Source organism: Pseudomonas sp. FW305-3-2-15-C-LB1 (genome assembly GCF_058787615.1).
Map to the genome: position 1 here is coordinate 132678 of NZ_JBYSZX010000010.1, position 20400 is coordinate 153077.

21 protein-coding genes and 1 pseudogene are annotated in these 20400 nt (G+C 58.6%); 10 read left to right on the forward strand and 12 right to left on the reverse strand.

Features of this window, described 5'->3' with window-relative positions:
- Positions 1-17: 17 nt before the first annotated feature.
- Positions 18-1262 carry a lipoprotein-releasing ABC transporter permease subunit gene (locus tag AC3WP7_RS19950; RefSeq protein ID WP_093511993.1) on the forward strand — a complete coding sequence of 415 codons (1245 nt, stop codon included), beginning with the start codon at positions 18-20 and terminating at the stop codon, positions 1260-1262.
- A 105-nt stretch (positions 1263-1367) separates the two neighbouring features.
- On the opposite strand, the gene AC3WP7_RS19955 is transcribed toward AC3WP7_RS19950, so the two are convergent.
- Both AC3WP7_RS19955 and AC3WP7_RS19960 read right to left on the reverse strand, forming a co-directional pair.
- Entirely contained in the window at positions 1368-2714 is a 1347-nt protein-coding gene (locus AC3WP7_RS19955) for a heavy metal sensor histidine kinase (RefSeq protein WP_102593044.1), read from the reverse strand.
- Complete coding sequence (locus AC3WP7_RS19960; RefSeq protein WP_058424549.1) at positions 2711-3391, reverse strand: heavy metal response regulator transcription factor; 681 nt, start codon at positions 3389-3391, stop codon at positions 2711-2713. Before AC3WP7_RS19960 ends, AC3WP7_RS19955 begins: the two co-directional genes overlap by 4 nt.
- Before the next feature lie 154 nt (positions 3392-3545).
- Between AC3WP7_RS19960 and copI the strand changes: the two genes are divergently transcribed.
- Complete coding sequence (copI, locus tag AC3WP7_RS19965; RefSeq protein WP_092247405.1) at positions 3546-4058, forward strand: copper-resistant cuproprotein CopI; 513 nt, start codon at positions 3546-3548, stop codon at positions 4056-4058.
- 69 nt (positions 4059-4127) lie between these two features.
- A complete protein-coding gene (queF, locus tag AC3WP7_RS19970; RefSeq protein WP_102593043.1) occupies positions 4128-4958 on the forward strand; it encodes an NADPH-dependent 7-cyano-7-deazaguanine reductase QueF in 831 nt (276 codons plus the stop codon).
- Positions 4959-5075: 117 nt separating this feature from the next.
- Here the strand turns inward: queF and AC3WP7_RS19975 are convergent, their stop codons facing one another.
- Together AC3WP7_RS19975 and pcrP are read right to left on the reverse strand one after the other, a co-directional pair.
- Positions 5076-5342, reverse strand: coding sequence for a DUF4404 family protein (locus tag AC3WP7_RS19975; protein ID WP_071489024.1), 267 nt, complete (start codon positions 5340-5342; stop codon positions 5076-5078).
- Positions 5343-5452: 110 nt separating this feature from the next.
- The gene (pcrP, locus tag AC3WP7_RS19980) at positions 5453-6061 is read right to left on the reverse strand and encodes an HAD superfamily inactivated hydrolase PcrP (protein WP_093126226.1); all 609 of its coding nucleotides are present in this window, start codon (positions 6059-6061) and stop codon (positions 5453-5455) included.
- A 195-nt stretch (positions 6062-6256) separates the two neighbouring features.
- Between pcrP and AC3WP7_RS19985 the strand changes: the two genes are divergently transcribed.
- Positions 6257-6946, forward strand: a complete 690-nt coding sequence (locus AC3WP7_RS19985; RefSeq protein WP_092247414.1) for an MlaA family lipoprotein — start codon at positions 6257-6259, stop codon at positions 6944-6946.
- Positions 6947-7006: 60 nt separating this feature from the next.
- Here the strand turns inward: AC3WP7_RS19985 and AC3WP7_RS19990 are convergent, their stop codons facing one another.
- Positions 7007-7303 carry a PilZ domain-containing protein gene (locus AC3WP7_RS19990; protein ID WP_092247417.1) on the reverse strand — a complete coding sequence of 99 codons (297 nt, stop codon included), beginning with the start codon at positions 7301-7303 and terminating at the stop codon, positions 7007-7009.
- A 276-nt stretch (positions 7304-7579) separates the two neighbouring features.
- Here AC3WP7_RS19990 and rssB point away from each other — a divergent pair, with 276 nt between their 5' ends.
- Positions 7580-8761 (forward strand): two-component system response regulator RssB, encoded by a 1182-nt coding sequence (rssB, locus tag AC3WP7_RS19995; protein ID WP_027604216.1) that lies wholly within the window; start codon positions 7580-7582, stop codon positions 8759-8761.
- On the forward strand, positions 8761-9243 hold the full coding sequence (gene rssC, locus AC3WP7_RS20000) for an anti-sigma factor antagonist RssC (RefSeq protein ID WP_003218919.1): 483 nt from the start codon (positions 8761-8763) through the stop codon (positions 9241-9243). Before rssB ends, rssC begins: the two co-directional genes overlap by 1 nt.
- A gap of 137 nt (positions 9244-9380) precedes the next feature.
- Here rssC and tal read toward each other — a convergent pair whose 3' ends face one another.
- The 5 genes and pseudogenes from tal to AC3WP7_RS20025 all read right to left on the reverse strand — a co-directional run bounded on the left by tal (position 9381) and on the right by AC3WP7_RS20025 (position 13858).
- On the reverse strand, positions 9381-10307 hold the full coding sequence (gene tal / locus AC3WP7_RS20005) for a transaldolase (protein WP_058424539.1): 927 nt from the start codon (positions 10305-10307) through the stop codon (positions 9381-9383).
- 250 nt (positions 10308-10557) lie between these two features.
- Positions 10558-11544 (reverse strand): tRNA dihydrouridine(20/20a) synthase DusA, encoded by a 987-nt coding sequence (gene dusA / locus AC3WP7_RS20010; RefSeq protein WP_102593042.1) that lies wholly within the window; start codon positions 11542-11544, stop codon positions 10558-10560.
- Between the two features lie 85 nt (positions 11545-11629).
- Positions 11630-11910 (reverse strand): annotated as a pseudogene (locus tag AC3WP7_RS20015) (type II toxin-antitoxin system RelE/ParE family toxin).
- Positions 11900-12142 carry a CopG family ribbon-helix-helix protein gene (locus AC3WP7_RS20020; RefSeq protein ID WP_092247423.1) on the reverse strand — a complete coding sequence of 81 codons (243 nt, stop codon included), beginning with the start codon at positions 12140-12142 and terminating at the stop codon, positions 11900-11902. Before AC3WP7_RS20020 ends, AC3WP7_RS20015 begins: the two are co-directional and overlap by 11 nt.
- Positions 12143-12340: 198 nt before the next feature.
- Positions 12341-13858, reverse strand: a complete 1518-nt coding sequence (locus tag AC3WP7_RS20025) for a caspase family protein (RefSeq protein WP_092247426.1) — start codon at positions 13856-13858, stop codon at positions 12341-12343.
- Between the two features lie 622 nt (positions 13859-14480).
- On the opposite strand from AC3WP7_RS20025, the gene AC3WP7_RS20030 reads away from it, so the two are divergent.
- Together AC3WP7_RS20030 and AC3WP7_RS20035 are read left to right on the forward strand one after the other, a co-directional pair.
- Positions 14481-14846 (forward strand): DUF6124 family protein, encoded by a 366-nt coding sequence (locus AC3WP7_RS20030; protein WP_092247429.1) that lies wholly within the window; start codon positions 14481-14483, stop codon positions 14844-14846.
- A 146-nt stretch (positions 14847-14992) separates the two neighbouring features.
- Positions 14993-15214 (forward strand): hypothetical protein, encoded by a 222-nt coding sequence (locus AC3WP7_RS20035; RefSeq protein ID WP_093126421.1) that lies wholly within the window; start codon positions 14993-14995, stop codon positions 15212-15214.
- A 99-nt stretch (positions 15215-15313) separates the two neighbouring features.
- Here the strand turns inward: AC3WP7_RS20035 and AC3WP7_RS20040 are convergent, their stop codons facing one another.
- On the reverse strand, positions 15314-16501 hold the full coding sequence (locus AC3WP7_RS20040; protein WP_071489035.1) for an MFS transporter: 1188 nt from the start codon (positions 16499-16501) through the stop codon (positions 15314-15316).
- Between the two features lie 483 nt (positions 16502-16984).
- On the opposite strand from AC3WP7_RS20040, the gene mqo reads away from it, so the two are divergent.
- Positions 16985-18631 carry a malate dehydrogenase (quinone) gene (gene mqo / locus AC3WP7_RS20045; RefSeq protein WP_071496702.1) on the forward strand — a complete coding sequence of 549 codons (1647 nt, stop codon included), beginning with the start codon at positions 16985-16987 and terminating at the stop codon, positions 18629-18631.
- Positions 18632-18696: 65 nt separating this feature from the next.
- Here the strand turns inward: mqo and AC3WP7_RS20050 are convergent, their stop codons facing one another.
- On the reverse strand, positions 18697-19368 hold the full coding sequence (locus AC3WP7_RS20050; RefSeq protein WP_102593041.1) for an NADPH-dependent F420 reductase: 672 nt from the start codon (positions 19366-19368) through the stop codon (positions 18697-18699).
- Positions 19369-19467: 99 nt separating this feature from the next.
- Here AC3WP7_RS20050 and AC3WP7_RS20055 point away from each other — a divergent pair, with 99 nt between their 5' ends.
- Positions 19468-20364 carry a LysR family transcriptional regulator gene (locus AC3WP7_RS20055; RefSeq protein WP_102593040.1) on the forward strand — a complete coding sequence of 299 codons (897 nt, stop codon included), beginning with the start codon at positions 19468-19470 and terminating at the stop codon, positions 20362-20364.
- The last annotated feature ends 36 nt before the right edge of the window (positions 20365-20400 follow it).

Here is a 20400-nt window from a genome sequence, read left to right on the forward strand (position 1 = left end):
TCAGGCGGTGCAAGCGAATGTTCAGACCGTTATCGATTTTCATCGGCACGCGCTATACCCGCGCCAAGCGCCGCAACCGTTTTGTCTCGTTTATCTCGATGACCTCGATGATCGGCCTCGCCCTGGGCGTGTTGGCGATGATCGTGGTGCTGTCGGTGATGAACGGCTTCCAACGCGAAATGAGCTCACGCATCCTCGGCATGGTGCCCCATGCCACCATCGTCGGTGTGAACCCGATCGATAATTGGCAACCCGTGGCCGCCGCCGCGATGAAGAACCCGGAAGTCACCGCAGCGGTACCATTCACACAGATGGACGGCATGTTCTCCTACAAAGGCGCGATGCAGCCGATCGAGATCAGCGGCATCGACCCGGCGCAGGAAGGCAAGGTGTCGATCGTGGCCCAGCATATCGTGCAGGGCAAACTGGATGACCTCAAACCCGGCGAATTCGGCGTCGTGGTCGGCGAAATCACTGCCCGGCGTTTCCGCCTGAATGTGGGCGACAAGCTGACCCTGATCGTGCCGGAAATCAGCACTGCGCCGGGTGGCATCACCCCACGCATGCAGCGCTTGAACGTGGTGGGGATCTTCAAGGTCGGTGCCGAACTGGATGGCTCCATGGCCATGATCCACATGGCCGACGCTGCCGAGATCCAGCACTGGCAGCCAAACCAGGTGCAAAGCGTGCGCCTGGCGGTGAAAGACCTGTACGCGGCACCCAAGGTCTCGGCGGATATCGCCGCCAGCCTGGGCAGCGGCTACAAGCCCGATGACTGGACTCACACCCAGGGCAGTCTGTTCAGCGCGATGAAGATGGAAAAGACCATGATCGGTCTGCTGTTGCTGATGATCGTCGCCGTGGCGGCATTCAACATCATCGCCACCTTGATCATGGTGGTGAACGACAAGGGCGCGGACATTGCGATCCTGCGCACCATTGGCGCCACGCCACGGCAGATCATGGCGATCTTCATGGTGCAGGGCACGGTGATCGGCATCGTCGGCACCTTGATCGGTGGCGTATTGGGCGTGATTGCGGCGTTGAATGTGAGTGAACTGGTGGGCTGGATGGAGCGGGTCACCGGGCAGCATATCTTCAGTTCGGACGTGTATTTCGTCAGCAACCTGCCTTCGGAACTGCAGGGTGGGGATGTGGTGCTGATTTGCACGGCGGGGTTTGTGTTGAGCTTTTTGGCGACGCTGTACCCGGCGTATCGGGCGGCGAAGATTGAGCCGGCGCATGCGCTGAGATATTCGTAATATTCAAGACCGCCATCGGGGGCAAGCCCCCTCCCACACTTTGATCTGTGAATACATTCAAATATGGGAGGGGGCTTGCCCCCGATAGGGCCGGTACAGCTTGCATCAATCTCCAGCAGGCAACTCGATCACAAACCGTGTCCATCCCGCCCCGGATTCACAATAAATCCTCCCCCCATGCGCCCGCACAATCGATTGGGTAATCGCCAACCCCAGCCCCGCATGCTCGCTACTGCCTTCATGCCGCGCCGGGTCGGCCCGATAGAATCGGTCAAACAATCTTGGCAGCAACTCGGTTGGAATACCGTCCCCGGTGTTTTCGACTGAAAGCCTCACCCCATCTTCCATACGCACACGCACTTGGCCACCTTGCGGGGTGAACCGCAGCGCATTATCCAGCAGATTCGACAGTGCCCGCCGCAACATCCCACGGTCCCCCGTCGTATGGGCCGTGCCCTCGCGAACCAGGCTGATTTGCCTGTCCTCCGCCAGCAGCGTGAAAAACTCCAGTAACCCGTCCACTTCATCAGCCAGCGCCAACGGCTCGCGCTTGGGCATCAGCAAGCCATGATCCGCCTTGGCCAGGTACAACATGTCGTTGACCAGTTGCGCCATCCATTGCAGTTCTTCCAGGTTGCTGTGCAGCGCCTCGCGGTAATCCTCCAGCGGGCGTGGCTGGGTGAGGATGACCTGGGTCTGGGTCAGCAGGTTCGACAGCGGCGTGCGCAGTTCGTGGGCGATGTCGGCGGAGAACGCCGAGAGGCGCTGGAACGCATCGTCCAGGCGGCCGAGCATGGCATTGAAGGCCTGTGACAGTTCGGCCAGTTCCACCGGCATATGTTGCTGGGGCAGGCGCTGGGTCAGGGAGTGGGCCGACACACTGGCGGCCACTTCGCCCATGCGTCGCAATGGCCGCAACCCGCTGCGAGCGGCCCATGCGCCGAGCAGGGCAGTGGCCAGGGCTGACAGGCCGACGGTGAGCCAGATCAGATGCTGCATGCGTTGCAGGAAATGTTGATGGTGGGTGATATCGAGCATCAGCGTCAGCTGCGGCGAATCCGGCTGGTCAGCCCTCAGCGGTGCGTTGTAGACACGGTAGTCGGTGTCGGCGTTTTGCAGGCTGTGCAGGCCGGGCGCTGCGGGCAAGTCGATGCTGGGTGCATCGTCCAGCCAGCGTTGGCCGGCCGCGGCGATACGCAGGGTCAGGTCGGGCTGGCGATTGAGTTCGGCGCGCAATTGCGTTTCACGCTGGGCCAGCGCTTCCCGTGAGTCGACCCCCTGCAACGTACTGCGCAGCGCGACCAGCTTGCTGTCGAGCTGTTGCTGGTCCAGCTCAATGAAGTGCGCTTCGCTGGCACGGTTGAACAGCACGCCGGCAATCAACGACACCACCGCTGTGCAGGCGGCAAACAGCAACGCCAGGCGGCTGGCCAGGGACAGGCGCTTGATCAATTGACCCGCTCCTCCAGCACATAACCCATGCCGCGTACGGTGTGGATCAGTTTGTTGGGGAAGTTATCGTCGACTTTCAGGCGCAGGCGGCGGATGGCGACTTCGATGATGTTGGTGTCGCTGTCGAAGTTCATGTCCCACACTTGGGAGGCGATCAGCGATTTGGGCAGCACTTCGCCCTGGCGCCGCAGCAGCAGTTCCAGCAGTGAGAATTCCTTGGCGGTCAAGTCGATGCGCTGGCCGTCCCGCTCGACGCGGCGGCGGATCAGGTCCAGGCGCAGGTCGGCCAGTTGCAGCGCAGTTTCCTGCGGTGTGCTGCCGCCCCGGCGCAACAGGCTGCGCACGCGGGCCAGCAGCTCGGAAAAGGCGAACGGCTTGACCAGATAGTCGTCGGCGCCCAGTTCCAGGCCGTGCACGCGGTCTTCCACGGCATCGCGGGCGGTGAGGAACAGCACCGGGATATCCAGGCCGGCGCTGCGCACGGCTTGGAGGATCTGCCAGCCATCCCGGCCCGGCAGCATCACATCGAGGATCAGCAGGTCGTAGTCACCGGTCAATGCCAGGTGCTGGCCGCTGGTGCCGTCGGCCACCAATTCGGTGGTAAACCCTGCCTCGGCCAGGCCCTGGCGCAGGTAGTGGCCGGTTTTGGGTTGGTCTTCGACGATCAGCAGTTTCATGGGCGGCTCTTGGCAACGATGGACGACGGCTTTATACCTTGGGTGCCAGGGCAGGAGGGCAACCTGACAAAGTTGTAATCTAGCAGTCAGCTGGCTGGCAGCGGCGCATTCTTAGAGTGTTCCCCTGCCTGGTCACACATTTTGGAGAAAACAGATGGCGTTGCGTACACCCTTGTTGTTGGCGGGTTGCCTGTTGGCGTTGAGTGTTGAGGCGATGGCCGATGGCGCCCATACCTATGCGTTCGGTGAAGCTGCACCGGCGAGTAAGGCCACGCGTACCGTGGAAGTGACCCTGCAGGACATTTCCTTTTCGCCCAAGTCCCTGGATGTAAAAGCCGGTGAGACGGTGCGCTTTGTACTGGTCAACAAAGGGCAGTTGCTCCACGAATTCAACCTGGGTGACGCGGCGATGCATGCCGAGCACCAGAAGGAAATGTTACAGATGCAGGCCAGCGGTATGCTCACGTCCACCGGCATGGGCAACATGGACCACGGCGCCATGGGCCATGGTGCGATGAAGCATGACGATCCCAATAGCGTATTGGTCGAGCCCGGTAAAACCGCCGAGCTGACCTGGACGTTCACCAAGGCCACGGGCCTTGAGTTTGCCTGCAACCTGCCGGGGCATTACCAGGCGGGCATGGTCGGCAAACTCAACATCGATTGATCCGCTGGCGCTTAGGCACGGGGGCAAAGGCTGGTAGACTGGCGCGGTTTATTTAGCCAGGTTTCCGCCATGCATCCCGCAGCCGAACATTCGCCGCTGGGCAAGTCCAGTGAATACATCTCCACCTACACCCCGTCGTTGCTGTTCCCGATTCCACGCGCCGCCAAATGGGCCGAACTGGGCCTGAGCGCCGAGACCCTGCCGTACAAGGGCGTGGATTTCTGGAACTGCTTCGAACTGTCCTGGTTGCTGCCGTCGGGCAAGCCGGTGGTGGCCATCGGCGAATTCAGCATCCCGGCCGACTCGCCGAACATCATCGAGTCCAAGTCGTTCAAGCTGTACCTCAACTCGCTGAACCAGACCGCGTTTGCCGATACGGCAAGCCTGGAAGCCACCCTGCGCACAGACCTCAGTGCCGCAGCCGGTAAACCGGTGAGCGTGCGCATCCGCAGCCTGGCCGAGATCGAGGCCGAAGGCGTGATGGCGCTGCCGGGTGTTTGCATCGATGATTTGGATATCAGCGTCAGCAACTACGAGCACCCGCGCCCGGAGCTGCTGCGTTGCGATGACTCGCGCATCGTCGAAGAAAGCGTGCACAGTCACCTGCTCAAATCCAACTGCCCGGTCACCAGTCAACCCGACTGGGGCAGCGTGGTGGTGGAGTACCGTGGTCACGCGTTGGAACACGCCAGCCTGCTGGAATACATCGTGAGCTTTCGCCAGCACTCGGACTTCCATGAACAGTGCGTGGAGCGCATCTTCCTGGACCTGCAGCGCTTGCTGAAGCCGGAAAGATTGATGGTGTATGCGCGCTATGTGCGGCGGGGTGGGTTGGATATCAACCCGTATCGCAGTACTGAGGATGTGGCGTTCCACAACGTGCGCCTGGCCCGTCAGTAGGCTTATTGCAAGATAAATGTGGGAGGGGGCTTGCCCCCGATGGCGGAGTGTCAGTCACAGAACCTGTGTCTGAACCTCTGCTATCGGGGGCAAGCCCCCTCCCACATGTCGGGCAGATTAGATTCCCATGCTGCCCAGCGTGTTCATGATATTGCGCAGTGCCCCTGAAATGGCCGGGTGTTCAGCATCGAACTCTATGGCCGCTTTATTCACATCGTCGGAAATACTGGGTGTCTGGGTGGCCGGTTCCAGCTCAAGTTGCAATTCGAACTTGGCAATCAAGGCCTCCAGTGCTTCACGTTTTTCTTCCGACAGCGGCGGTTGCTGTTCCAACTGCCCGCGCAGGATTTCGACCTGGTCTTCCAGTTTTTTGCGATCAGGCATGATGTGTTTCCTTTTATCGATAGGCACTGGCATAGACCGCGGCACGCCGAGAAAGGTCTACGGGCTAGCCTGTAGATTAATCCACTGGCGTCGACTGTGCATGATCCGTGTCAGGGCTTCTCGCCTTTGAGCTGGCGCAGGCTGATGTCCGCCAGGCAGGTGCCGAGCTCGCCCAGGTGATCGATCACCGAGTGTACGCCCAGCCCGTACAGCGCAAGGGTGGCCTTGCCGCGCTTGAGCTCGCGTTCCGGCTCGCTCAGGGCCTGCCATTGCTCGGGTGCCATGCCGCACAGCGAGCCGCAGGAGGCCAGGCCGATGGTCCACAACCCGGCGTTAAGGCCCGATTGCAGCAGGCGCGGCTCGCCGCTGACCAGTACGCAGCCTTCCAGGCGTTCGATGTTCAGCTCCATCAAGGCTTGCCAGCAGGCATGGGGTGCCGGCCAGCGAATGGAGGAGGGCGATGTCGCCTTGACCCAGCTGGGCAGCGTGGCGGCCAACGGCGTGGTGACGGCGGGGGGGAGTTCATCCAGCCAGGCGCAGGGCACGCCTTGTTCCTTGAGGCTGCGCAAGATTTTCAGCGCACCCGGTGTGGCTTGGGAGTCGGGGGCCTGGGAGTCGGTACGGGCCTGGGAACCGAAGTCCACCAGACAGCCACTCAGGCCAAACAGAACGGCGGTCAAGGCGGGGGCGCTGGCGATGGCTATCTCGGCGTGGGGCATGTCGACATCCCTGAAATAGCGCTAACGCTATCCAGGCACCATGACAGGCCGATGACAGTCGGGTTGATTGTAGGAATTTTGTGCATTTTGAATCAGACGTTTCCTAGCAGCTGCCTAATTGGCGACTTCCGGCATATACTGACCGCCTTATTCAGGGCATAGCGCCCATGACAGACCATTCAAGGAGCAAAAGCTATGCGCTGGAGCCACTATTTCGCTCAGCTGTCGGTGTGTGCCACTATCTTTCTGGCGCCGTTCGCCGCACAGGCAGCTTCGGAAGACGATCCATGGGAAAGCGTCAACCGCCCGATCTTCACCTTCAACGACACCGTTGATACCTACGCACTGAAGCCATTGGCCCAGGGTTACCAGTTCGTGACCCCGCAATTCGTCCAGGATGGCGTTCACAACTTTTTCCGCAACATCGGCGATGTCGGCAACCTGGCCAATAACGTGCTGCAGCTCAAGCCCCATAAGGCTGGTGTAGATACGGCCCGTTTGCTGGTAAACACCACCTTCGGCGTGTTGGGCTTCATCGATGTAGGCACCAAAATGGGGCTGCAACGCAGTGATGAAGACTTCGGCCAGACCCTCGGCTACTGGGGTGTCGGCAGCGGCCCTTACGTAATGCTGCCGCTGCTGGGCCCAAGCACCTTGCGTGACGCGCCGTCCAAGTACGTGGACAGCTACACCCAGCCGTATCGCTACATGAACGATATCGGCTGGCGCAACAGCACCTTCGGCCTGAACATCGTCGATACCCGTGCCAGCCTGCTTGACAGCGAGAAGCTGATCACCGGTGACAAATACACCTTTATCCGTAACGCGTACCTGCAGAACCGCGAGTTCAAGGTCAAGGACGGCAAGGTCGTCGACGACTTCTAAGCCGTTATGTTTTGACATGAAAAAGGCGACCCCGGCGGTCGCCTTTTTTGTGCGCGGTTTTCAGCGCATTTTCAGGATCCTGAGGCCCAGGTGCTGGTCTTCGCCGGTGGTTTTGGTCCACACCACCTCGGTGTCCGCCTCCAGGCCCTTCAGCGCGGCGTGCTCCGAGTCGATGCGCACGGTCAACAGGTCGCCGGTGTTGAACTGGCGCGGCGCCTGCACCTGCATGCCGGAGCTGGAAAGGTCCACGCAAACCCCGGCAATCTCTTGCCCTGCGTGAATCAGAGACACATCGGCATCCACACGCATGCGGATGAAATCGCGTTTTTCGGCGTAGTCGCGCTCGTGTTCGCTCATGGGTTCCATCCTTTCTTTGTGTTGTGGTCGTGCCTGTTCTTATAACTCCCGGTGATTTGCGGTGTAAAGACGCTCGGCGACCATCGGCATGAGCTTGAAACCCCTGACGGATGGGAGTACCGTCTGCGCCTTAGAAGGGCACCTCTGCTTTACCATTGTGCATGGGAAAAATCCCAATGCTTTGTAGGACAGAGAGGCTAGAAAGCGAATCCAGTACGTGAGCCCGGCCATTGTCGCGCCACCTACGCCAACCTAATTCTGGCGCCGTTTGCCCACATGCAAAAAACCAGTGCCACGCTGCTGATAATCGATGACGACGAAGTAGTGCGCGCGAGCCTCGCGGCCTATTTGGAAGACAGTGGCTTCAGCGTCCTGCAGGCCAGCAATGGCCAACAGGGTCTCCAGGTGTTCGAGCGCGACCAGCCCGACCTCGTGATCTGCGACTTGCGTATGCCCCAGATGGGCGGCCTCGAGCTGATTCGCCAGGTGACCGAGCTCGCCCCGCAGACGCCAGTGATTGTCGTGTCCGGTGCCGGCGTGATGAACGATGCCGTCGAAGCGTTACGCCTGGGCGCTGCCGATTACCTGATCAAGCCCCTGGAAGACCTGGCAGTGCTGGAGCACTCAGTGCGCCGTGCGCTGGACCGGGCGCGCCTGCTGGTGGAAAACCAGCGCTACCGCGAAAAGCTCGAAACCGCCAACCGCGAACTCGAAGCCAGCCTCAACCTGCTCCAGGAAGACCAGAATGCCGGGCGCCAGGTGCAGATGAACATGCTGCCGGTCAGCCCGTGGACCATCGACGAATTCCAGTTCGCCCACCAGATCATCCCGTCGCTGTACCTGTCGGGTGATTTTGTCGACTACTTTCGCGTCGACGAGCGGCGTGTCGCGTTCTACCTGGCCGATGTGTCCGGCCACGGTGCTTCCTCGGCTTTTGTCACCGTGTTGCTGAAGTTCATGACCACACGGTTGCTGTTCGAATCCAAGCGCAACGGCACCTTGCCGGAGTTCACCCCCTCCGAGGTGCTGGGTCACATCAACCGAGGCCTGATCAGTTGCAAGCTGGGCAAGCACGTGACGATGGTCGGCGGCGTGATCGATGAAGAAACCGGTCTTTTGACCTACAGCATCGGCGGTCACCTGCCGATGCCTGTTTTATACACTCCTGACAGTGTGCGTTACCTGGAAGGGCGTGGCCTGCCCGTAGGCTTGTTCAATGAAGCGACCTACGAAGACCACATCCTGGAGCTGCCGCCGACGTTCAGCCTGACGCTGATGTCTGATGGCATCCTGGACCTGCTTCCAGAGCCTACACTCAAAGAGAAAGAAGCCGCCTTGCCCCAAAAGGTCAAGTCGGCGGGCGGCAGCCTGGATGGCCTGCGGCAGGTTTTTGGATTGGCCACGCTGGGGGAGATGCCGGATGATATCGCCCTATTGGTGTTGAGCAGGAATCTTTGATGAGTACCGGAAGAATCCAATTCGCCGAGCAAGACGGGACCTTCGTCCTGAAGTTTGTCGGTGAAGTGCGCCTGACCTTGTGTTCGGCGCTGGATGCGACGATTGAGCGGATCTTCACAGCGCTGAACTTCTCGGCGATCGTGATCGATCTGACCGAAACCCGCAGCATCGATAGCACCACCTTGGGCCTGTTGGCCAAGTTGTCCATTCTGTCTCGGCAGAAGGTCGGCCTGTTGCCGACCGTCGTCACCACCCACGAAGACATCACCCGCCTGTTGCAGTCCATGGGCTTCGACCAGGTGTTCAACATCGTTGACCGCCCGATCCCATGCCCGGAATGCCTCACCGACCTGCCGTCCCAGGACCAGTCCGAGGAAGTGGTGCGGGTCAAGGTGCTGGAAGCGCACAAGATCCTGATGGGCTTGAATGATTCCAACCGCGAAGCCTTCCACGACCTCGTCAACGCCCTTGAGCGCCACTGACCTCCTGGGTTGAATGCATTCCAAATGTGGGAGGCGGCAAGCCCCCTCCCACATTGAAGTAAGACAGGCTTCAGATCGGCTGAGCACAAAAAAGGGCGGTACCCGCGAGGGAACCGCCCTTTTTGCCACTGCCTGCCTTACAACTTGGCAGTCAGCAACGCCTCCAGCTTCTCCTGGTCCCGAGCAAACTGACGAATCCCTTCCGCCAGCTTCTCAGTCGCCATCGCATCCTCGTTGGACTCCCAACGGAACTGCGCTTCAGTCAGATGCACGCGCGCTTCACCGGCATGCCCCGGCGACAGCTTACGCTCCAGCTTGCCCTCATCCGCCGCCAGTTTCTCCAGCAGGTCCGGGCTGATGGTCAGGCGATCACAACCGGCCAACTCCTCGATCTGGCTCAGATTACGGAAGCTCGCGCCCATCACCACGGTTTTGTAGCCATTGGCCTTGTAGTAGTTGTAAATGCGCGTCACCGACTGCACGCCCGGGTCTTCGGCACCGGTGTAGTCGTTGCCGTTGGCCTTCTTGTACCAATCATAGATACGGCCCACGAACGGCGAGATCAGGAACACACCGGCTTCGGCACAGGCCACGGCCTGGGCGAAGGAGAACAGCAGCGTCAGGTTGGTCTGGATGCCTTCTTTTTCCAGCTTCTCCGCCGCGCGGATGCCTTCCCAGGTGGAGGCGATCTTGATCAGCACGCGGTCACGGCCAACGCCGGCTTTGTCATACAGGTCGATCAGGCGATGCGCACGCTTGAGAATCGCATCTTCGTCGAACGACAGTCGGGCGTCCACCTCAGTGGAAATACGGCCTGGCACCACTTTGAGAATCTCTTGACCCACCGCCACCGCAAACCGGTCGCTGGCCAGGCCCACATCGCCGTTGCAGTCCTGCACGCACTCATCCAGCAACTTGGCGTAGCCCGGGATCGAAGCGGCCTTGAGCAGCAGGGAAGGGTTGGTGGTGGCGTCTTGCGGCTTGAGCTTGGCGAGGGTGGAGAAATCGCCGGTATCGGCTACGACAGTGGTGAATTGCTTGAGTTGTTCCAGCTTGGAAGTCATGGGCGTGCTCTGTCCTGTGGGTCTGATGACATTACCCGAGCACCGGCAGGCGCTCAAGGGCGCAAATGCGTTCGATCGTTTGCGAGGGCAACAACCTGAAAACGGCCGTTTGAATGCCTTGTCTTGGTGCTAAATAGGAGGCCAAAACTGCCGACAGGTTCAACCCAATTCCCGCATGATCACCACAATTCAAAGGTGGAAGGGGCTTGCCCCCGATAGCGGCAGACCAGTCCCCCAGACTTGAACGGACTTACCGCCCTTCCAGCAAAGCCCCAGCCTGATCCAGCAACGCCAGCGGATCACTCGCCTTGTGAATATCCACCGACAACAACTGCCTGAACTTGCGCGCCCCCGGAAAACCGGTACCCAACCCCAGAATATGCCGAGTGATATGGTGCATCGAACCACCGCTCGCCAAATGCTGCGCAATATACGGCCGCAACTGAACCAGCGCCTCAGCCCGACTGATCACCGGCGCCTCACTGCCAAACAACTGCAGATCCACCTCCGCCAGCAAATACGGATTGTGATAAGCCTCCCGCCCCAACATCACCCCATCAAACACCTGCAAATGCGTGTGGCACTGCTCCAGCGTCTTGATCCCGCCGTTGAGAATAAACTCCAGCTCAGGGAAATCCCGCTTCAACTGCGCCGCCACGTCATAACGCAACGGCGGAATGTCACGGTTCTCCTTCGGCGACAGCCCTTCCAGAATCGCAATCCGCGCATGCACGGTAAAACTGGTGCAGCCCGCGTCCTTCACCGTCCCGACGAAATCACACAGCTCGGCGTAGCTGTCCCGGCCATTGATGCCGATGCGGTGCTTCACCGTCACCGGAATCGACACCGCGTCACGCATCGCCTTCACACAATCGGCAACCAGGGCAGGATGAGCCATCAGGATCGCGCCGATCATGTTGTTTTGCACCCGGTCGCTGGGGCAACCGACGTTCAGGTTCACCTCGTCGTAGCCAGCGGCCTCGGCCATACGCGCGCAAGCCGCCAGATCAGCCGGAACACTACCGCCCAACTGAAGGGCCAGCGGGTGCTCGGCTTCGTTGTGACGCAGGAAACGGTCGTGGTCGCCGTGGAGGATCGCACCAGTGGTGACCATCTCGGTGTAGAGCAGCGCGTGCTTGGAGAGCAGGCGCAGGAAGAACCGGCAGTGGCGGTCGGTCCAGTCCATCATCGGGGCGACGGAGAAGCGGTGGGAGAGGGGAGCGGTTTGTAGGGGCATTGGGGGGATCTGAGTTAGCGAGGCGAATGGGGCGCAGTTTATCAGGGATGGGTGTTGGGTGTCGGGGAGCCGAGATTTGCGTCCACTACCATTTCGAACGTGGACGCTGCCGTGTATGGAATACACCGAGGATTTGCAGGCGATCACTGCGTATCCGATACGGAATCAGATATGACCAATTGGGGACTGCCCATTCACGGGTGTTTTTGACCCGGCCTTCACGACCCATGGAGGGAAATTGAGCCAGTTTGTCGATGCTGGCGAAAATGGCATCGGAGAAGTCGTCAGCAGCCGTTGGATTTTCGAGAGCGATATAGTTTCGTCTTCTAGATTTTTTAGCGCTTTTTCAAGCCACTCAACCCGCATTCCGACTCCAGCGCCTAGCGCGCATGGCCGCCACTTGATCGTCGGTGGCGAATTTGCCTTGGTCGGCTTCTTTCACTGCCAACTCGATCTGAGCGGTCAGCGTTTTTTCATGCTCGATGTAGTTGCGAAGAACGTCCATCGCCAGGTAGGCCGCAGTCTGGCCGTTGGTTTTGGCTAGGTTGGCGAGTGAGTTGGACAGGTCTTCCGGCAGGGTTAGTGAGACTCCAGTCATAACGGCCTCGATGGTGAACGCGTAGTGGGCATCTTACACCGTGGAGCGCTGGGTTGAATCAGCGGGCCGTCGCGAGGGATGTCTGGAAGTGAATCGTTTCTTCTCCTCAGGATCAATATTTAAGTATGCGTCTGTTTGAGGAAATGGCACCCCGCAGTGAGAGTTGCCATTTCTCAACCAGCGATGAGTAAAAGAAGCTTATTCAGCTCTCTTTTTTAATTCGGTTTCTAGCCACTGGATAATTTCCTTCTTTATGTGGGTTGCTGCTGCCTCGGCAGGTTTTTTTCCATTTACGTTAACCTTTATGGTTCGCCATCTTTCGCACGTGGGGTGTGAATATTCATCCCAGTTTTTTCTCTGTAGTATCTCGTAGGAGAAGTGAATGGAAAGTGATCTGTTGGAGTAAATTGAGATTGTATAGATGGATATTGGTGGAGCGATTTCTAGGTTTGGGTTGAAGTTGAGTCTCAATATTCTATTTTGTGTTGAGTGTGTATAGTTGAAGCCATTTACGTATTGCTTGGTCTTGGTTATGGATTCTAATTTGTATTCGGTTTCTTCTTGTGCATGCAGTCGAGATAACGTGTTTAGTGTTGCGCCCATTAGTGAGAAAGGATCTTTTTTAGTAGGCGGTTTCTTTGGTAGTGCCTTGTACTCTTCGACTTTATAGTTCTTGGTTCCGTGTGTAACTGTTGCAAAATAGTTATCTTCGGTTTTTTGGCTGAGCCATTCGCCAATTTTGGATATGTTTGGAATTTCGTTAGGGAGTAGGTCGGAGTCTAGAGAGACTTTATATATTTTCTTGACGTCGTTAGGCCAGTTTTCAACTTCCTTTTTGAAGTCATTAATGAACGAAATCAGAGTTTGCTCGCTGTAGCACGTAGACGTGGAGATTTTCTGAATCTGCGTATAAATGGACTCTTCTTTTGGTGCTGGTGATGGAGTTTTCGCCGCCGCTTCTGTATTGCCCTGCTCGTCTGGAAAGCCAAATAGCTTGTTTATTATGTTATGGGTTTGCTTGGTGATCGTTCCAAATTTTTCTATGTTGTCAGACTGAGTTGCAAATATCGGTTTTGGGCCACCTTTGTCTGCAAAATCATCCGCAACAGCAGCCATAATCTCTCTATAACGTACGTCGCCTTCCAGATCAGATATTGCAGTCAAAATACTTTCTGTGAAGTAACTAAACTCAGTGCCGGCGTAGGATGATTCGCTGTCTCTTGAAGAAAACCAAAAATACACATCGTTCAGTCCGTATTTCTTTGCTGACTTTGTAAGTTCCTCTTCTGCGTTAAATTCACTTTTTATGTACTGTGTGCCACTGAAGCAGGCGTCAATTATCTTTATGCAGAGTTTTGGGGATAGTGTTTTAATCCAGTCATCCAGTTCTGAGTTTCTAAGTCCAGTGGTCTCTTTGCGTCTAGGGTCGAAGTCGGATAAAACATAAAAAAAGTCATCCTCAAACCGTTCTCCATGTCCTGAAAAATAAAAGAATAGCTCCTGTAAGGTCTCTCCTTTGTATTTCTCAACGAGGTCGGAAATTTTTCTCTTTATCTCAGAGGCTGATTCATTTTCGCCTAGAAAAAGTATCTCCTCAAGGTTCTTAACATTTTCGATGACAGCCTTAATGGCTGCTGCGTCTTTTTTGCAGGCGGATAAGTTGTCAAAGCTCTTTGATTCATATTTTTCAACGCCGATAATAATGGCTATTTTCATTTTGATATTACTTGTTTGATTTTAATTGGTTGCCTGGCTGCATCGTTTGCAAGTGGTTTTTTTGCCTATCTTGCAAGAGCGGTCGAGGAGTGGCTGTGGGTGAGCAGGGTGTCGACTCCATTCGAAGGAAGTCGTGAGCATATCAATTTGTGCGGCGAATAGGGGAGGCGGCAGTCGCCAAACAGATTGTCGTAGTGCGTAACGTGGGCTTAACAGAGATAACCGTTACTGGGTGCCATCTCTCAAATGGAGGTTGGTGTTGAGCTTTTCTATTCGATCATAGTGCAACTGATGAGTCATGAAACTAGCTCAAGGTCCTATATTTTTCGAGAAATTTCCCACGCTTTTCTCAGCTTGCCCCTCAGACCTCCCCTAGCTAACCTCCCCCAGCCGCTGCCAATCCAGCGGCCGGATGTGGAAGTCCGACCAAGCTGAAGGCGCTCAATTGCCCATAAACACCTACCGGCGTTTTTTTACGTCTGTATGATTGCTTATGGCGGCTGTGCGCGGGGCACTTCGGTGCGCCGGGTCCTTTAGCCCTGGTCTTCCACACCTGCGTACAGCTGCCACCCTCATGTGGAAGTGAGATAGGCAGTTCCTGAAACGCTAAAGGAGCTTCGCCATGTACAAGGTCACACCTAATCCGCCTGACGCTTCAAACGCTGCACCTGCCGATGCCCGGTTTCAAGCTGCCGCCCAACGCGCTATCCATCACTACTTGCCTCAACCTGAGGCTGCTACCACCAACGAAAAGCTAAGCAGTAACCTATTCTCCGTCAGCCCCAACATCGACACCGAAACCCTCCTAGCCAACGCCGCCGAAAACCTCGCGTCCGCCAACCAAATGGCCGCCACCCTGGCCTTCGACCTCGAAGACCCGCACCGCGCTATCGTCCTCGGCATTCAACAACTCATCGACCTAAGCGCGCTACTCGTCGCCCGCGCCCAAGAGCAAGTCGCGCCTGCCGCCAGCCCAGCCACCGCCTGAAACCCAACCCCGCCGCCTTACCCCAGGGCGGCAACCTGAACCCATCCTGTCACCCAGCAAAGTTTCATCATTCCCTGCGCCTTTGCGGTCTACGATCCTCTCCAAGAGAGGACCCCCACGCCTCCCGTCCACAGGGAACTGAAACCATGATTTCGAACCTCGTTAAAGTCGTGATGGTTGCTGGCACATTGCTGTTGAGTGCCTGTTCGTCGGGTTCTTCCGGCGTGAGCAGCGACCCTTGTTTTTCAAGCGGGTGCCAGGCGTTTGGGGACCATACGCCCAGCAAAGCCGCCAAGATGAATTTTGGCGGCGGTGAGTTGGGGAGTAGTTATGGGGAGTATGGGGCGGGGTTGTTGCATGATGATTGATGGGGTGGTGGGTAGTCGTGAGTGTGTTGACTGACCCACTGCCATCGGGGGCAAGCCCCCTCCTACAGTTGGATCTTCATTGGATCGGGAAGTGTGGCGTCAGTGGCCGCCCTTCATGCGGCGGGCGATGAGGTAGATGCCCAGGCCGATCAACGCTGTAGCGGCGCCGATGTAGCCGGTGCTGGTCCAGCCATACCCGGCTGTAATCGCCATCCCGCCCAACCACGGTCCCAGCGCATTCGCCAGGTTGAACGCCGCGTGGTTCGACGCCGCCGCCAGGCTCGGGGCTTCGTGGGCGATGTCCATCAAGCGGATTTGCAGGGGAGCTGCCATGGCGATCATGGTGCCGACCAGGCCAATGCCCAGCAGCACGCTCCATAGCGAACTGGCGGCGAAGGTGAAGAAGATCAGCACGGCCATCGACCACACCATGATCCAACCCACGGCGCGAAATTGCAGGCGGTCGAACAGCTTGCCGCCGGCGATGTTGCCGATGATGCCGCCGACGCCAAACGCGGCGAGGCCGAAGGGAATCCACTGCGGCGAGACTTTGGTCACTTCCAACATGGTCGGCGCCAAATAGCTGAACACGCAGAACATCCCGGCAAACCCGATCGCGCCAATCGACAACGCCATCCACACCTGCGGCTTGGTGAAGGCGCGCAGTTCCTTGCGCGGGTCGCTGCGTTGTTCGTCGTGACGATGGGGCACGAATTGCCAGACCAGTAAGAGGGTGCACAGGGCAATCACGCTGACCAGTGCAAACGCCGAGCGCCAGCCCAGGTGTTGGCCGAGGAAGGTGGCGATGGGGTTGCCGAGCAGCATGGCCAGGGTCAGTCCCATCATCACGCGGGCCACGGCGCCGGCGCGTTTGTCGTTGGGCACCATGCTCGAGGCGACCACGGCGGCGATGCCGAAGTAGGCGCCGTGGGGCAGGCCGCTGATAAAACGGAAGGCCACCAGCGAGCCGAAGGTCGGGGTGAAGGCGGTGGCCAGGTTGCCCAGCGCATACAGGCCCATCAGTAACAGCAGCATATGTTTGCGCAGCAACTTGGCGCCGAGGATGGCCAGCAGTGGGGCGCCGACCATCACGCCCAGGGCGTAGGCGCTGATGGCGTGGCCGACTTGCGGTTCACTCAAATTCAGATTGTGGGCGATGTCGGGCATCAAGCCCATGATGGCGAATTCGCCGGTGCCGATCGCGAAGGCGCCCACGGCCATGGCCGCTTCCATTTTGGCGGCGCTGCGCGCGGGCAGCACATGCCCGGGTGTTTGCTGGATAGTCATGGGTAACTCTGGTTGGATGGAGCGCACGAAGGAGAGCCGCTGATGCTACGCAAGCGGCGGCAAAGGTGTCTAGAACAGCCGTTTGCGTCAGAGTTCCAGGCCTGTGACCCCTGGTCGCGCCTGCCGCGCTTGACATCGACGGGTTAAAAGCCGCGATTTAGAGCTGTCAATTGGCCAAACGGCGCATAAACGCCGTTTGCCGTGATATTCTGCGCGCCGTCCTGGTCTAGTCTCTCCTGGGTACGTACATCCGTATACGTCCCGGCGGTTGGCTGTCGCCCAGGTAGCTGAAGCCAATAATGATAAAAAGTCAGCGCAGAAGGGACATAAACAGTGAGGTCGATACGTCGGCCTTGTGTGCCCACCCTGCGGCCCTCTCGTGAATGTGCAAACCCCGCGGTGCGTTGCCTGGCGCATCGTGATGGAGGGTTGCCCATGATCAGGGGCGGTAGGGCGGATGGCGTTTTATCATAGGTGCTACTGATGTTTAAAAAAGTAAACACTGCCCTGCTGGGGCTGGCTTTGTCGCTGGGGATCAGCTCCGCTCAGGCGGAAGAGGCAAAGAAAGTCGATGTGCTGCTGATTGGCGGCGGCATCATGAGTGCGACCCTGGGCGTCTGGCTCAACGAGCTGGAGCCGGGCTGGTCGATGGAGATGGTCGAGCGCCTCGATGGCGTGGCCGAAGAAAGCTCCAACGGCTGGAACAATGCCGGTACTGGTCACTCGGCCCTGGCCGAGCTGAACTACACCCCGGAAGACAAGAACGGCAACGTTGAGATCCCGAAAGCGGTCGAGATCAACGAAGCGTTCCAGATTTCCCGTCAGTTCTGGTCCTGGCAGGTCCGCCAAGGCGTGCTGAAGGACCCGCGTTCGTTCATCAACACCACACCGCACATGAGCTTTGTGTGGGGCGATGACAACATCAAGTTCCTGAAAAAACGCTACGAAGCCCTGAAGGCCAGCCCGCTGTTCGCTGGCATGCAGTACTCCGAAGACCCGGCGCAGATCGCCAAGTGGGTTCCGCTGATGATGGAAGGGCGTGACCCGAACCAGAAAATCGCGGCCACCTGGAGCCCGCTGGGGACCGACATGAACTTCGGCGAGATCACCCGCCAGTTCGTCGCTCACCTGCAGACCACGCCTAAGTTCGACCTGAAACTGTCGAGCGAAGTGCAGGACATCACCAAGAACGCCGACGGTTCGTGGCGTGTGAGCTACAAAAACCTGAAAGACGGCACCAAGACCGAAACCGACGCCAAGTTCGTGTTCATCGGCGCCGGTGGCGGTGCACTGCACCTGCTGCAGAAGTCGGGCATTCCTGAAGCCAAGGAATACGCTGGCTTCCCGGTAGGTGGTTCGTTCCTGGTGACCGATAACCCAACCGTTGCCGAGCAACACCTGGCCAAGGCCTACGGCAAGGCTTCGGTTGGCGCGCCACCGATGTCGGTTCCGCACCTGGACACCCGCGTGCTGGATGGCAAGCGCGTGATCCTGTTTGGCCCATTCGCGACCTTCTCGACCAAGTTCCTGAAAGAAGGCTCGTACCTGGACCTGCTGACCAGCACCACCACCCACAACATCTGGCCAATGACCAAAGTCGGTATTCGTGAATACCCACTGGTCGAGTACCTCGCCGGCCAACTGATGCTGTCGGACGACGACCGCTTCAAGGCGCTGCAAGAGTACTTCCCGAACGCCAAGCAATCCGACTGGCGCCTGTGGCAAGCCGGTCAGCGCGTGCAGATCATCAAGCGTGACGAGGAGCAAGGCGGCGTCCTGAAACTCGGCACTGAAGTGGTCAGCTCCGCCGACAACACCATCGCGGGCCTGTTGGGTGCATCGCCAGGCGCGTCCACTGCGGCCCCGATCATGCTGACCGTGCTGCAGAAAGTGTTCAAGGACAAGGTCGCGACCCCTGAGTGGCAGGCCAAGCTGCACCAGATCGTACCGAGCTACGGCACCAAGCTGAACGACAGTCCGGAAGCGGTTGCCAAGGAATGGGCCTACACCGCCGAAGTCCTGCAACTGCCTACGCCGCCTGTGATTCCGCAAATGGCTGCACCCAAGGCCACCGAGGCTGCCAAGCCCGCGGCTGAGCCGAGCAAGCCGGCATCTGATCTGGCGCTGTAAGCCAGGCTGATGCACAAAGCCCGCTGAACCGGTAACGGTCAGCGGGCTTTTTTGTGGGGCGGTGTTTAAGCGCGGGTGTGCTCGCGGTCGACCGGCGGCAGTTCGACCGTACGCTCGGCCGCGGCCAGGGCCGCCTTCAGCCCGGGCTGGTCCAGCGGCACGCAGTACGCGGGCTTGGCCCGCTCGAACCGCCAGCTTTCATCCAGGTCGCCGGCATCGACGGCGTCAAAGCCCAGCTCGTCGAGCAGGGTGATCACCTGCGCTTTGGCGACAGCATCGTCGCCGGCCACCGGCAATGCGCGACGGTCAGGTGCGCCGTGGGGGCGAGCATGATCGGTAATGTCCGCGGCGAAAATCGCGTTGAACACTTTGATCACCTTTGAGTGGGTGAAGTGTTCGGCGAGCAGTCGGCTGGTGGTGGTTTCAAATCGATCCAGCGCGGGGAAATGACCGTCGCGCTCCGGGTAGTAGTTGTTGGCGTCGAGCAAGGTCTTGCCTGCCAGCCACTGCGCCGGGACTTTTCGGTAGTGTTCAAACGGAATCGCCACCAGCACCACGTCACCAAACTGTGCGGCATCTTCTGCGCTGCCCACTTTGACGCCGCGTATGCCACTTACCACGCTGCTCATGGTCTGCGGGCCGCGAGAGTTGCTCAACATCACTTCATGCCCGGCCGCCAGTGCCCGCTGTGCCACGGCGCGCCCGATAAAACCGGCTCCAATCACGCCAATCTTCATGGTCTTGCTCCTGATAAAGGGGGAAGCCGCTATGATGATTGGCAACCAAATGTCGATAAATAAGCACTATGGCGTGGGTGTTGTTACTGGGAGTAGGGAATGATGGACCGTCTATCGAGCATGAATGCCTTTGTGATCGCCGCCGAATTGGGCTCCTACGCCCGCGCCGCCGAGCGTTTGCACATGTCGGCGCAAATGGTGGCCAAACACGTTGCCGCGCTGGAGCAGCGCCTGGGTGCGCGGTTACTTAATCGCACCACGCGCAGGCAAAGCCTCACGGAGTTGGGGAGCGCGTACTACGAACGTTGCAAACATATCCTTACGGAGGCCGAAGCTGCGGACTCGCTGGCGCAAATCATGAATGACACGCCGCGTGGCAAGCTGAAGATCACCGCGCCTGTGACCTTCGGTTCCTACAGCCTGATGCCACTGATTACTGCATTCCTGCGCGATAACCCGGACGTGGAAATCGACCTGCACCTGACGGATCGCTTCGTCGACCTGGTGGAAGAGGGCTATGAAGCAGCCTTCCGCATCGGTCCATTGGCGACCACCGGCCTGACAGCCCGGCCACTGGCGCCTTATCGCCTGGTGGTCGGTGCTTCGCCTGCGTACCTGGCTGCGCGGGGTACGCCGCAGGTGCCGGCAGACCTGGAACGTCACGAATGCCTGGGCTATGCCTTCTGGTCACGCCCGGCGGACCGCGCGTGGATATTTCATCAAGGCTCGACGCTGTACAGCGTACAGGTGACCAGTCGCCTGCAGATCAACGAAAGCCGGGCATTGATGTCGGCGGCGTTGGACGGTTTCGGCATGGTTCTCGGCCCTCAGGATTTTTTGCATACGGCAATGACCCGCGGTGAGTTGGTACAGGTGCTGCCGGACTTCGAGGCACCGAGCCGGCCGATGCATCTGGTCTACACCGCAAATCGGCAGCGCACCGCCAAGTTGCGGCGATTTGTCGAGGCAGTGCTGGCGCGTTTCGGTCCGGTTTGAGCATTCATGTACCCGACGGGCCTTTCGTCTACCTCA

Coding starts and splice junctions, on each gene's coding strand:
- AC3WP7_RS19950 (WP_093511993.1), top strand. CDS start 18: ATGTTCAGACCGTTATCGATTTTCATCGGCACGCGCTATACCCGCGCC.
- AC3WP7_RS19960 (WP_058424549.1), bottom strand. CDS start 3,391: ATGAAACTGCTGATCGTCGAAGACCAACCCAAAACCGGCCACTACCTG.
- copI (WP_092247405.1), top strand. CDS start 3,546: ATGGCGTTGCGTACACCCTTGTTGTTGGCGGGTTGCCTGTTGGCGTTG.
- queF (WP_102593043.1), top strand. CDS start 4,128: ATGCATCCCGCAGCCGAACATTCGCCGCTGGGCAAGTCCAGTGAATAC.
- AC3WP7_RS19975 (WP_071489024.1), bottom strand. CDS start 5,342: ATGCCTGATCGCAAAAAACTGGAAGACCAGGTCGAAATCCTGCGCGGG.
- pcrP (WP_093126226.1), bottom strand. CDS start 6,061: ATGCCCCACGCCGAGATAGCCATCGCCAGCGCCCCCGCCTTGACCGCC.
- AC3WP7_RS19985 (WP_092247414.1), top strand. CDS start 6,257: ATGCGCTGGAGCCACTATTTCGCTCAGCTGTCGGTGTGTGCCACTATC.
- AC3WP7_RS19990 (WP_092247417.1), bottom strand. CDS start 7,303: ATGAGCGAACACGAGCGCGACTACGCCGAAAAACGCGATTTCATCCGC.
- rssB (WP_027604216.1), top strand. CDS start 7,580: ATGCAAAAAACCAGTGCCACGCTGCTGATAATCGATGACGACGAAGTA.
- rssC (WP_003218919.1), top strand. CDS start 8,761: ATGAGTACCGGAAGAATCCAATTCGCCGAGCAAGACGGGACCTTCGTC.
- tal (WP_058424539.1), bottom strand. CDS start 10,307: ATGACTTCCAAGCTGGAACAACTCAAGCAATTCACCACTGTCGTAGCC.
- dusA (WP_102593042.1), bottom strand. CDS start 11,544: ATGCCCCTACAAACCGCTCCCCTCTCCCACCGCTTCTCCGTCGCCCCG.
- AC3WP7_RS20020 (WP_092247423.1), bottom strand. CDS start 12,142: ATGACTGGAGTCTCACTAACCCTGCCGGAAGACCTGTCCAACTCACTC.
- AC3WP7_RS20025 (WP_092247426.1), bottom strand. CDS start 13,858: ATGAAAATAGCCATTATTATCGGCGTTGAAAAATATGAATCAAAGAGC.
- AC3WP7_RS20030 (WP_092247429.1), top strand. CDS start 14,481: ATGTACAAGGTCACACCTAATCCGCCTGACGCTTCAAACGCTGCACCT.
- AC3WP7_RS20035 (WP_093126421.1), top strand. CDS start 14,993: ATGATTTCGAACCTCGTTAAAGTCGTGATGGTTGCTGGCACATTGCTG.
- AC3WP7_RS20040 (WP_071489035.1), bottom strand. CDS start 16,501: ATGACTATCCAGCAAACACCCGGGCATGTGCTGCCCGCGCGCAGCGCC.
- mqo (WP_071496702.1), top strand. CDS start 16,985: ATGTTTAAAAAAGTAAACACTGCCCTGCTGGGGCTGGCTTTGTCGCTG.
- AC3WP7_RS20050 (WP_102593041.1), bottom strand. CDS start 19,368: ATGAAGATTGGCGTGATTGGAGCCGGTTTTATCGGGCGCGCCGTGGCA.
- AC3WP7_RS20055 (WP_102593040.1), top strand. CDS start 19,468: ATGATGGACCGTCTATCGAGCATGAATGCCTTTGTGATCGCCGCCGAA.